The organism is Streptomyces sp. NPDC088252 (genome assembly GCF_044740965.1).
GTDB lineage: Bacteria > Actinomycetota > Actinomycetes > Streptomycetales > Streptomycetaceae > Streptomyces.
The window spans coordinates 39207-50922 of sequence record NZ_JBIURS010000034.1 but is presented as its reverse complement, the minus strand read 5'-3'; the positions used below and the strand labels follow the sequence as shown (position 1 = coordinate 50922).

The following is an 11716-nucleotide window of genomic DNA, read 5'->3' as shown; positions in this document are numbered from 1 at the left end:
CTTACTGTGCGGCACGACAGGCTTGAAATGAACGGAGGAGAACCACTGAATAGCGGAAAGGAGGGGCGACGAATGCCAAAGAACGGGTGAATGAGTACTCATTCACCCGGAACGAACTACTTCACCCCTAGGCGGGATGTTCTCGATCCACCACTTATTCCTTCTCTTTCCCCCGCATCTCGCCCCAATCGGCCGCGATCTTCTTGGCGTCCTCCTCGGTCGCCTGGAAGAGCTTCATCACGTCCTGGCCGCTTTCGCCGGTGGAGGCCGTGACGTCCTTCAGCAGCTTGACGATGTCGTTCAAGGTCTGTGTCCCGATCTTCGCGACACCGTTGTACTGCTCGGCGACCTCGTCGTCGTGGCCGCCGGCGGTCAGATTCAGTTTGTTGATGACCTCGAAGTCCCCACTGAGCTGCCCGATCACATCGGCGATCTGCGGATACTCGCCGAACAGCCGCTTGAGGTCGTCCGTCGTCTTGATCTCGTCAGTCATCGCCCTCGTCCTCACCCGCGGTGCGCCGACCGTGGCCCGCGCCCGGCCCGCCCTGCGGCCACATCTTCTGCCGCACCTCGTTCATCATCCGGTGCTGATCGGTGCCACCGATCAGCGAGCCCCGCAGCTCCTCGCCGAAACCCGCCATCGGGGCGACGGCCGCGTTGACCTTCTCGGCGGCCTCCGCCCTGGCCCGTTCGAGCAGCTCCACCAGCACCCGGCCCAGCTCCGCGGGGGCCTTGGAGCGGTAGGTGTCGTCGTGGAACTTGATCTCGCGCACATTGGCCTGGGTGCCCATGACGACCGTTATCGAGCGGTCCTTGGAGGTGACCTTCACTGTCTCCTTCGCGAGGCGCTGCTGGGTCTCCAGCAGCCGGTTACTGTGCTCGGCGAGCTGTCCCATGATCTGGTCGAGCTGCTCCTGGTATCCGGAGCTCATCGAGCGCCGCCTCCTTCATCTACGTTGCCCGCACCCTTGCCGGTGCTCTCACGCCTGCCACCGCTCGCGTAGGGAGCCGCCCGTACGCTCATCGGCCGATCACTCCCGGGGCCGTCCCCTCGTCGGTGCCCCAAACCCCTTCGTCCTCGTCCAGCCAGGTCTGCCGCTGCCTGTCACCGCCGCCGCCCCCCTGGGCACCGCCCATACCTCCGCCGGACATGGGCGGAACCATCGGTGTACCGCCGGCGTTGGTGCGCCCCATCACGGGAGCCTCTCCCGGCGGCAGCGACCCGCCCGCCTTCAGGGACCGCGCGCTCATGCCGGTCTGCGTCTGTACGAGTTCGCCGTTGCTGTTCCTGGCCATGTTGCGGAGGGCGTTGCGCTCGCTGAGCACGCCGCCACCGATCTCCGTCGGTCCGCTGGACGTGGAAATCTTCTTCGGCATGGAGGGCGCGAACCCGCCGCCCCCTGCCCCGCCGCCGACCTTGCTGGACGACGGCAACTTGAAGTCGCTGGGGAGCTTTTGCGACAGCCGGTTGGGTGGCTGCGTGCCGCCGCCGGTCGGTTCGGTCAACGAGCTGAGGCGGGCGCCGCGCGGCACGCTGAGCAGCTTGCCGTTGGGACCCTTGAGCAGCTTGCCGTCCGGGCCGGTCACGGTGCCGTTCGAATTGATCTTCGCGCCCGGCGGGACCATGAGCGGCATGTTGTTGGGGCCGGTGAGCGTCTCGCCGTTCGGACCGACGATCTTCTCCGAGCCGCCCGAAGGCCCCTGTGACTGGTGGGTGCTGGGCAGACCGGCGACCATCGCCTTGTTGAGGCTGCCGCCTCCAGACTCGCCGCCGATCGGCCCGAGACGGGGCACAGGTCCCGCGCCCTCGACGCCGCGCCCGGACGTCCCGTCGCCCAGGTCGCCGCCACCGTTCTGCTGGCCCGACAGGGACCGCTTGAGGCCGTTGATATCGGGCGACGTCTTGATTTCTGTCTGCCCGGTCCCCGGCGGAAGCTTCGGGCCTGGCGGGGTGGGCATCCGCAGATGGAACTGCGACAGGGACTGTGGAATCGCGCTCGTCGCGCTGCTGTACGCGCCTTCCAGGACGCCCATCTCTAGACCGGCCGGCTTGTCCAGGTTTTCCGAGACGTTGTTTTTCCACATCTCCTTGGCCCTCTGCTGGACCGCGTCCCAGAATTCCTGCGTTTTCGGATCGCCGTGGGCCGTGTTGACCACAGGATACAAGTCAGCGTCCTGTCCAATTTCAGCGCCTTGCAAATACTCCATTACGGCGTCGTGGGTGGCGCTGACCGGAGCGGCCATCCTGTCGTTGAGCCAATTCGTATGGATCCCGCGCAGGGCATCCAGCGAAGTCTTCAGCTGGAAGCGGACATGGTCGATGTCAGCGGTGAAGTCGCGGGGGTTGATCATTTCCAGCCGCAGCCGTTCCAGCGCGTTGCTCACGCCCTTGAGGGTCGCCCGGAAGACCCCCGCCGCGCTTCCCTGCCAGTTGGAATCCGGGACATCGATCCCTTTGGCCCAGCGATCGATCTCCTCCATCGCCGCCTGGATCCGCCACTCCATCCCGCGGGCCATGTTGGAGGCGGCGTCGAAACTCCCCAGACTGGTGGTGTCATTGCCTTTGACTGTGCCGGCGACGGGGACGAGGATCTGCTCTACCTCATGAATGAATCGGTACAGCGCTCCCCCTACCGCATCGACCACGCCATAGTCCATGTTGACGCCGACGACATATTGGTAGGACGTACGGAAGGCGGGCCCAGCGCTCCACTGGTAATTGAACGACCACCAGACGTCGTATATGGAGCCGAAGTCCGCTTCGGGGGAAGCGTCCTTATGGATCCCGAACCCGCTGAACCAATTGGTCGACAGGACCTCGGAGCTCTCCGTCACCTTCTGACCGCTGCCGGCGAAGGTCTTGAGCACATTGCTCCAAGTCCAGTCCGTACCCATCCCTGTGGCCTCTCTCTGTCCACTGCCGTCGCTCTTCCGGGCGTGCTCCGGCCCGCCCCCACAGCCGACGGGCGGCCGTCCGGAGGGTCCACGGGGTGCGGCGGCCGGCCACCCGCCGGCGGCCTGGCGTTCAGCGCGTTACCTACGGCTTGGTCGTCGACGGAGAACCGCCGCTCAACCCGTTCAGAATGTCTGTCAGGTCCTGCATCATTTCCGAAGCCGTCAACTCGGCTTCCTGCTCGCCCTTGTCCAGGATCTGGTTGACGCTCAGCAGGTCATTCGAGAGATCACCCATGGTCTTGGAGAATGCGTCGATCTGCTGCTTCAGGCTCGTGCACAACCCGTGGTATTTCTTCTGCAGGGCTTCCGCAGGGGCCCAGCTTTTGCCGCCGGCCAGGATTTTGCCGTGCCCCCCGGGACCAATGGGCCCGTCGGCAAATCCTGAAAGATTGCGGTAGTCGTCGTTATCCCACAGTTCCTTGAGGAATGTGTTGATGACGTTCCGGGCAAAGTTCTCGAGGTACCCCTCGGTCACCTTGAGTTTGCCAGTACCGGATTCGTTGTCGTTGCCACTCATGCGGTGACTCCCGTGTCAGCGTCCGACGACCGATCCTCGTCAGAACCCCTTGGCGCCCTGGAGGTCGTGGTGGAGCAGGCGCTCGACCATCTCGTTGAGGGCTGCGACCCCCTGCTTGTGGGAGGTGTTCATCTCCGCGATGGTGGTGTTGACCGTCGTCTGAACCTCCTGCCACGCCGAGCTGGACGCACCCTTGAAGCTCCCGGCGATCGGCTGCAGTTGCTGGACCATGTCATCCAGCGCCTGCATCATCTGGGAATTCGCCTGGTTCAGGTTGTCCACGTCGTGACGTGTGTCATTGATCAGCATGTCGATATCGGCCATGTCGGCTCCTTGGTGTCTGCGTCGGCCTGCGCTTGTCCGCGCGTTTCGTCGAACGGAAGGGGGAAGCGTATGGCCCGTCCGGGCGGGGGGGCGAGCCGCCCGGACAGGCCGGTCAGGAGGCGGAGGAACCGCCGGCGAGCGTGCTTTGGATCCCGTCGAGGTCCGTGCCCTGCCAGTTGCTCGCGTGCTGAATCGCCTCGTCCTCACCGACGTTCAGCTGCTGGTTGGCCGACTGGAGGCTCGCGTGCAGGTCGTTGACCTTCCGCGAGACCCTGTTGTAGGCGTCGATCCAGCCCCGCATCCGGTCCTGGAAGACGCGGCTGGACTGCGCCTTGTAGTGCCCGTTGACGTCCTGGAGGATGCCCTCCACGGTGTGCTCCGCGGTGCGCATCTTCTCCATCTGGCCCTCGAGGATCACCAGCGCATTGCGGATATCCTGATCCTGTTTGCTGAGGGCGTGGCCACCGGACATGGAATTTCCTCTCGACGAAGGCTGACAGACCTCGTTGGAAGCGGCGCTGCCACTTTGCGTCTGTCGCCTGGGAGCCGTGTCAAAACGGAGGGGGATCGTGCCGCGCACGAATATCAAGCCTGAGCGGTGGGAGTTCGCGGACCAGGACGTGTGAGTCCTGATCGGGAACCGGTTCCGAGGGCTCGATCAGTTGCACTGTATTGAAGCCCGTGCGGCCTGTAGTCATACCAAAGGCTGATGTTCTCACTCGCCTTGCCCGTCAGGAATTCGAGCCCGAACCGGGGCAGGGGGTGGACGACTTGGCGGCCTGGACCACTCCGCCGCGCGCGAGACTGGCCGGGTCCAGGCTCGGCCCCGTCGGCAGGAGCTGGATCCACTGCGCGGGAACCGCCACGGACTGCGCCCTCTCGTACCCCAACTGCTTGACCGCGTCGGGGAACAGCGGATGGACCACGCCCGCGTCGGTGACCAGGTACTGCGAGGAGCCCGAACCCGACGAGGACAGCGCCCGCACCAGTACGCCGCTGCCGGGCCGCACCCAGATCCGGTCCGACTGCAGACAGCTGGCCTGGACGCCGGGCTGGTTGTCGGGTGCGCCCGCCGGGACCTCCGCCGAGTCCACCACGGTGACGCTGGTGGAGGGAGTGCTGCCGTGCGGGGTGACCTTCGCGCAGACTTCCTGGTCCTCACGGGGCGCGACCAGTTGCGGCGGCATGCTCGGCAGCCCCTCCGCCAGGGCGAACTCCACCTGCTTGGACGCCTGGTGGGCGGCGAGCTCGGCGGGGCCGATGGACCGCACCTTAACGATTCCGCCGCCATACGCCTTGTCCTGCGTCCGCGGATCGCCGCGCAGCAGGTCGAAGAGCAGGGGCGTCAGCGGTACGAGGCCGTCCTTGCGCAGCAGGTAGTGCTGCCCGGCCGGGCCCTCGAACAGCTGGCCATAGGCCGTCTCGCCGCTGGCCAACTCCGGACCGGGCTCGCCTCGACCCGCTACGTCCGGGGAGGTGACATCGGTGCCGGCCGTCAGGGTGTTGAGGAAGGCATCGCTGACGGGCATGGGTGAGGAGCCCGCCCAGCCGAGCGCGGAGTGGGCGCCGTTCGCGGTGTCCAGGCGGTGCCGCATCCCCTTCCACAGCAGCTGCACGCCACCGGAGGGCGCGGAGACCAGGATGCCGTCCCCGTCGCTCAGCTCCCGCCCGACCTCGGGCCGGCCGACGGAGACGCTGAGCACTTCACGCTTGCCGCCGTGACCGTCGGAGGCGCGTCCGCCGCACGCCAGCCAGGCACCGGAGTCCAGCGACGCAGCGCCGGGCACCGAGTCGGGCGCGCCGACGATACCGATCGGCGAGCCGTGCGGTGTGGATCCGAGCGAGGCGGCGGTGACGGTCTCCACCCGCATCTGGCTGCCTGCGATCAGCTTGGCCGACGCCTCGTTGAGCACGGGGTGCAGGACGCCGTTCGCGTACAGGTAGCGGCTGGTGGAGTCGCGGACCAGCACGAGCGTTCCCGGGGTGCGCCAAGCGGTGGCGCCGCCCGGTGAGATCACCCCGTACACGGCGGTGCCGATGGCGATGAGCACTGCAATGAGGGCGCCGCCGATCAGACCTCGCCGGGTCCTGGCCAGCGGTGCGTCGGGGGTGTCGGGGTCGGCCCGCAGCATCCCCGACGACAGCCGGCTCATCACGAACAGTTGGGCCTGGACCTGGTCCCGCCTGGATTGCATGGAACTCCCCTTCCTCGGCCGAGGCTACGGCCAGTTGCGGCTGCGCGGTGCGCGTCAGCCCTTGATGGCACGCAACTGCTGGTAAACACCGGCGACGAGGATCGCCAGGGGCACGAGGACGATCGCGGTGGCGGTGTGCACGAGGTCGCCGATCCGCGCCCAGTACGGCACCAGGCGGCGTCCAGGCACGGTCCAGGTGGCGATCGCCGCGACGGCCGCCGCGGCCATCAGCACGGCGACCAGGCCCAGCCGGGCCGACAGCGGCAGGCCCGCGGCGGTCACGCACGCCAGCAGCGTGAGCCCGTACGCGCCGGGCAGCACCATGGCGAGCCGGTGCCAGAGGCTGCCGAGGTTCCGAGCGTGCAGCAGCAGGAGCACGCTGAGCACGGCCGCGCACACGGCCGGCGGCCAGCCGTCCGTCTCCGGCGCGGCGACCAGCGCGGTGATGCAGCCGACGCTCACCAGGCCGAGCGCGGTGAACAGGCCGGTCATGTACGAGTCGGCGAGCACGGCGCGGGTCCTGACCTGGTCGGCGGGGTGCGGGGCGATGCCTTCCTGGAGCTGATCGGAGTTGGCAGGCAGCACGGGCAGCCGCAGCCCGGCGAGCCGGAACCCGAGGCCCGGCACGAATCCGCCGCACACCAGGGCGCAGATGACGACGACGCCCGCGACATGGCCGAGCGGTGGTCCGGCCACCGCGACGGCGCCGCCCGCGGCGACGAAGAGTGCCACTGTCAGGGCCCCGAGGAACAGCGGAGCCCAGGCCGCGACGGCTCCCAGGGCCAGCACGGCGGCGCCCGCCCCGGCGGCGCCCGCAGCCAGGAGCCGCGCCCCGAGCAGCACATCACCGCTGCCCGCCGACGGGACCAGGGCGCCGGCCAGCGCCATGAAGGGTACGGAAACGATGCCGAGCACCGCGCCGCCCGCAGCGTCGCCGACCGCCCGGGAGGCGGCGGCAGCGCAGGCGATGAGCAGCAGGGCCAAACCGGCGGCAACCACGGCCCGCAGCACGGCCGGACCGGGCAGGGCGAGGACGACGAGCCCCGCGGTCAGCGCGGTCGCGGTGAAGCCGAGCAACAGTCGGCGGGTGAGCTGGGGGCGCCAGGAGTCCGGCCGGTCGCGCAGCACTTCCCCGATGCCGCTCACCACGTCGTCGAACGCGACCTCGGGCAGGGCTTCTTGACAGGTTCTCAGATGCAGTGTCTCGCCGTCACGCAGCTCCAGCGAGCGCGGGGTGCCTTCCTCGTCGAGGGGCGGCTCGCCGAGCCGCTGCACGGTCCAGCCGCCTTGTTCCAGTCCCCGTTCGTGCAGGTCGCCACCTGCGTAGTCGACGAGGACGGGCAGTAGGTCGGCGACCGGCACGTCGACGGGTACGCCGATTTCGAAGCTGCGGTCGGGGCATCGGACGGTTAGTCGGCACAGGCCGACGGTGTCACTCACGACGGCTCGCTCTCTTCGATCCGAAATAGGTCCGGGTCGACGGGAATTGAGGGGAACACTATCCTGCTTGCTTATCAGTAATCTTGGCTGCAGATCGTACCCCCGTCAGCTAAAGGTGTCCCACCGGCAGCTTGCTCATGGAGCAGCAAACCCCCATTCATGGCTCGCTTTTGCAAAGAATCGGCCGACCGCCCGGTGAAGGAAGATCCGTCTTGAGCACAGTCACATTCCGCCGTCCACCACGCCGCCCGGGGCCACAGATGCCCGACGGCGAGCTGAGCCTGCAGGAGCCGCCGGCCCTGCCGGAGCCGCAGGGTGCGCTGTCCGGCGTGATCACGTATCTCCCCATGGCCCTCAGCTCGATGGGCATGATGCTGGTCTTTCTCAGACCGGGAGGCGGCGGCGGGGCTCTCCAGTACGTCGCGATCGGCCTCATGGCCGTCTCCGCGGTCGGCATGCTGGTGTCCCAGTTCATGCGCAGCGCCCAGGACCGCAAGCAAAAGCTGCGCGGTGAACGCAGGGACTACCTGCGGTACTTGAGCACCAGTCGGAACCGGATCCGCAAGGTGGTCACCCAGCAGCGGCAGGCACAGGCGTGGCAGCACCCCGATCCGGCGGCGCTGTGGTCGCTGGCCCGCACCAGCCGGCTGTGGGAGCGCCGACTGACTGATGAGGACTTCTCCGAGGTTCGGATCGCCCGCGGCCCCCAGCAGCTCGCCCTGAAGCTGACCCCGCTGTCCACCAAGCCGGTGGAGGACCTCGAACCGTTGTGCGCCCATGCGCTGCGGCGGTTCATCCGCGCCTGGGGAACGGTGCCTGACCAGCCGGTCGCCGTGCGCCTGCGTTCGTACGGCCGCATTCTGCTGCGCGGCGACCAGGCCGCGGCCAGGGCGGCCGTACGGGCGCTGCTGGCGCAGCTCGCGGTGCTGCACGCGCCGGGCGACCTGGACATCGTCCTTGTCACCGACGATGACGCGCGCGCGGAGTGGGAGTGGACGAAATGGCTGCCGCACGCCCAGCACCCGGTGGAGACCGACGGGGCGGGCGCGGTGCGCCTGGTGACCGACACGGTCTCGGACCTGGAGCAGCTGCTCGGCGCGGAGTTCGCGCAGCGGCCCACGTTCGTCCCCGAGGGCGAACCGAGCCGCAGCGAGCCGTACACCGTCATCGTGCTGGACACCGCGAACGTACCGGCCGGGGCGCGGCTGGCAAGCGGCGGTTACCGCAACGCGGTCGTGCTCGACGTACGCGGCGTCCTGGAGTGGAAGGTCTCCCGTACGGTGCTGCGGCTGCGTGTGGACGCCGACGAGCTGCGGATGGTGGGGGCCGACCGCAACGGCAAGGAAACGGAGACCGTGGTCGGGTGCCCGGAGCGGCTGGGCACGGCCGCGGCGCGGGTACTGGCCGCCACGCTGGCGCCCTACCGCCCCGGCACCAGTATCCAGTCGGAACAGCCGCTGCAGACGGACATGGAGCTGACCGGGCTGCTGGGCATCCTCGATCTGCGGACCGCGGCCGTGGACCGGCTCCAGACGCGGGCCGAGGGCGAGCGACTGCGGGTGCCGATCGGCCTGTCGGCGGACGGCTCGCCGGTGGAGCTGGACATCAAGGAGTCTGCGCAGGGCGGTATGGGCCCGCACGGCATGCTCATCGGGGCGACCGGCTCGGGCAAGTCCGAGCTGCTGCGCACCCTGGTCCTGGGGCTGGCCCTCACCCACTCCTCGGAGACGCTGAACTTCATCCTGGTGGACTTCAAGGGCGGTGCGACGTTCCTCGGTCTCGACCGGCTGCCGCACACTTCCGCGGTGATCACCAACCTCGCGGACGAGACGGCGCTGGTGGCGCGTATGCAGGACGCGCTCCACGGCGAGCTGGTCCGCCGCCAGGAGCTGCTGCGGCGGGCGGGCAACTACGCCTCGGCGCTGGAGTATGAGCGGGCCCGCGAGGCGGGCACGGACCTGGCGCCGCTGCCGACGCTGTTCATCGTGGTCGACGAGTTCAGCGAACTGCTCAGCGCACACCGCGACTTCATGGAGCTGTTCGTGATGATCGGCCGGCTCGGGCGCAGCCTCGGTGTGCACCTGCTGCTCGCCTCGCAGCGGCTGGACGAGGGTCGGATGCACCAGTTGGAGTCCCACCTGTCGTACCGCATCGGTCTGCGGACGTTCTCCGCCATGGAGAGCCGCGGTGTGCTCGGTGTGCCGGACGCCTACAATCTGCCCTCGCAGCCGGGCAGCGGTCTGCTGAAGAACGATGTCGGCACGCTCACCCGCTTCAAGGCCGCGTACGTCTCGGGCCCCTACCGGCAGGTCCGGCGCAGCACGCCGCAAGCGGTCGTGGCGGGTCAAGTGGTGCCGTTCAGCACGGCGTGGGTGCCGCCGCGGCAGCTGCCGCAGGCGGATCCCGAACCGGTCGCGGTGCCGGACGACGAGGAGGCGCCGAGCCTGCTGAGCGTGGCGGTGGACCGGCTGCGCGAGTCGGGTGCGGCGGCGGCGCATCAGGTGTGGCTGCCGCCGCTGGACGACGCGCCGGCCCTGGACGCGCTGCTGCCGCCACTGGCGTCGGTCCCCGGGCGGGGGTTGTCCCCCGCGGACCCGCGCCAGGCGGGCACGCTCATCGTGCCCGTCGGTATCGTCGACCGGCCCTTCGACCAGCGGCGCGATCCGCTGCTGGCTGACCTGTCCGGGGCGGGCGGCCATGTCGGCATCGCGGGCGGGCCGCAAAGCGGCAAGAGCAATCTCGTACGGACCCTGATCGGCGCGCTCGCACTCACCCATACGCCGCAAGAAGTGCAGTTCTACTGCCTGGACTTCGGTGGCGGTTCGCTCTCCGTGCTCTCCGGACTGCCTCACGTCGGCGGAGTCACGGGGCGGCTGGATCCCGAGCGGGTGGTGCGTACGGTCGCGGAGGTGACGGGGATCATCGCGCAGCGCGAGCGGCGGTTCGCGGAGCTGGGCATCGAGTCGATGGCGGACTTCCGGCGTCGGCGTTCGGCCGGTGAGCTCGCCGATGAGCGGTGGGGCGATGTGTTCCTCGTCGTGGACGGCTGGAGCACGGTGCGCCAGGACTTCATGGACCTGGTGCCGACCTTCAACCTGATCTCCTCGCGGGGTCTGAGCTTCGGTGTGCATCTGATCGTCGCGTCGACACGGTGGAGCGAGATCAGCAGCGGCCTGCGCGACCAGTTGGGCACCCGCTTCGAGCTGCGGCTGGGCGACGCCGTCGACTCCATGATCAACATGCGTGCGGCCGAGACCGTTCCGAAGGCGCCGGGGCGCGGCCTGACCGAGGATCGGCTGCACTTCCTCACCGGGCTGCCGTGCCTGGACGGCGATCCGCAGGTCTCCTCACTCAGCGAGGGCGTTGCGGCCCTGGTGAACGCCGTAGCGCAGAGCTGGGACGGACCGAAGGCGCCGCCGGTACGAATGCTGCCGCTGGAGCTGGACGCGGCGACGCTGCCGCCTGCCGAGGGCGATCTGCGCGTTCCGCTGGGCCTGGAGGACCAGCGGCTGGAGCCGATGTGGCACGACTTCGAGGCCAGCCCGCACCTGATCGTGGTGGGCGACGCCGAGACGGGCAAGACCAACCTGCTGTCTCTGATCTGCCGGGCCATCGTCAACCGGTACACCCCGGACCAGGGGCGCGTGATGCTGGTGGACTTCCGGCGTACGCTTGCCGCCGCCGTACCGCAGGAGAACCGCCTGGGGTACGCGGTGGCCACCGACAAGCTGCGGCAGATGATCGACGGTGTGGCTCGCGCTATGCGCGACCGGGTGCCGGGGCCGGACATCTCGCCGGAGCGGCTGAGCAAGCGCGACTGGTGGACGGGGCCGCAGCTGTTCCTGGTCGTGGACGACTTCGAGATGGTCGGCGGGGGCCCCCTGTCGGGTGCCAGCCCGTTCACGCCGCTGCTGGAGTTCCTGGCCCAGGGCAACGAGCTGGGACTGCACGTGGTCGTAGCACGCAGCGCCAACGGCGCCTCGCGCGGCATGGGCGACCCGCTGCTGCGGCAGTTGCTGGAGGTCAACACGCCCGCGCTGATGCTGTCCTGCCCGCCGTCGGAGGGCATGTTCCTGCCTGGCGTGAAGCCGCGGGTCATGCCGACGGGACGCGGCCTGTACGTCACCCGCCGGGGCAGTACGCAGCTGCAGACCGGCTTCGCGGCGACGCCGCCGACTCCGTAACGGTACGGGCCCTCGGAACGTAGTGCCGCCCCGGTCGCGATCCGCGACCGGGGCGGTCTTCGTGGAGCAAGTCCGGGTGGGTCCGTTACCCGTGGAATCCG

9 protein-coding genes are annotated in these 11716 nt (G+C 68.9%); 1 reads left to right on the top strand and 8 read right to left on the bottom strand.

Annotation, left to right across the window (positions count from 1 at the left end; translation table 11 throughout):
• Positions 1–154: 154 nt before the first annotated feature.
• From ACIOHC_RS39360 to eccD, 8 genes are all read right to left on the bottom strand, one after another.
• Entirely contained in the window at positions 155–493 is a 339-nt protein-coding gene (locus ACIOHC_RS39360) for a hypothetical protein (RefSeq protein WP_351081794.1), read from the bottom strand.
• Positions 486–932 carry a YbaB/EbfC family nucleoid-associated protein gene (locus ACIOHC_RS39355; protein ID WP_351081796.1) on the bottom strand — a complete coding sequence of 149 codons (447 nt, stop codon included), beginning with the start codon at positions 930–932 and terminating at the stop codon, positions 486–488. The genes ACIOHC_RS39360 and ACIOHC_RS39355 overlap by 8 nt, the downstream gene beginning before the upstream one ends.
• 88 nt (positions 933–1020) lie before the next feature.
• Positions 1021–2868 (bottom strand): hypothetical protein, encoded by a 1848-nt coding sequence (locus tag ACIOHC_RS39350; RefSeq protein WP_401846350.1) that lies wholly within the window; start codon positions 2866–2868, stop codon positions 1021–1023.
• A 169-nt stretch (positions 2869–3037) separates the two neighbouring features.
• Positions 3038–3472, bottom strand: coding sequence for a hypothetical protein (locus ACIOHC_RS39345; protein WP_351081800.1), 435 nt, complete (start codon positions 3470–3472; stop codon positions 3038–3040).
• A gap of 39 nt (positions 3473–3511) precedes the next feature.
• Positions 3512–3796 (bottom strand): WXG100 family type VII secretion target, encoded by a 285-nt coding sequence (locus ACIOHC_RS39340; protein ID WP_351081802.1) that lies wholly within the window; start codon positions 3794–3796, stop codon positions 3512–3514.
• Between the two features lie 112 nt (positions 3797–3908).
• Complete coding sequence (locus ACIOHC_RS39335; protein WP_351081804.1) at positions 3909–4268, bottom strand: hypothetical protein; 360 nt, start codon at positions 4266–4268, stop codon at positions 3909–3911.
• 259 nt (positions 4269–4527) lie between these two features.
• The gene (eccB, locus tag ACIOHC_RS39330) at positions 4528–5991 is read right to left on the bottom strand and encodes a type VII secretion protein EccB (RefSeq protein ID WP_401846349.1); all 1464 of its coding nucleotides are present in this window, start codon (positions 5989–5991) and stop codon (positions 4528–4530) included.
• Positions 5992–6045: 54 nt separating this feature from the next.
• Entirely contained in the window at positions 6046–7431 is a 1386-nt protein-coding gene (gene eccD / locus ACIOHC_RS39325; RefSeq protein ID WP_389637991.1) for a type VII secretion integral membrane protein EccD, read from the bottom strand.
• A gap of 212 nt (positions 7432–7643) precedes the next feature.
• Between eccD and eccCa the strand changes: the two genes are divergently transcribed.
• Positions 7644–11615, top strand: a complete 3972-nt coding sequence (gene eccCa, locus ACIOHC_RS39320; RefSeq protein ID WP_389637990.1) for a type VII secretion protein EccCa — start codon at positions 7644–7646, stop codon at positions 11613–11615.
• Positions 11616–11716: the final 101 nt, after the last annotated feature.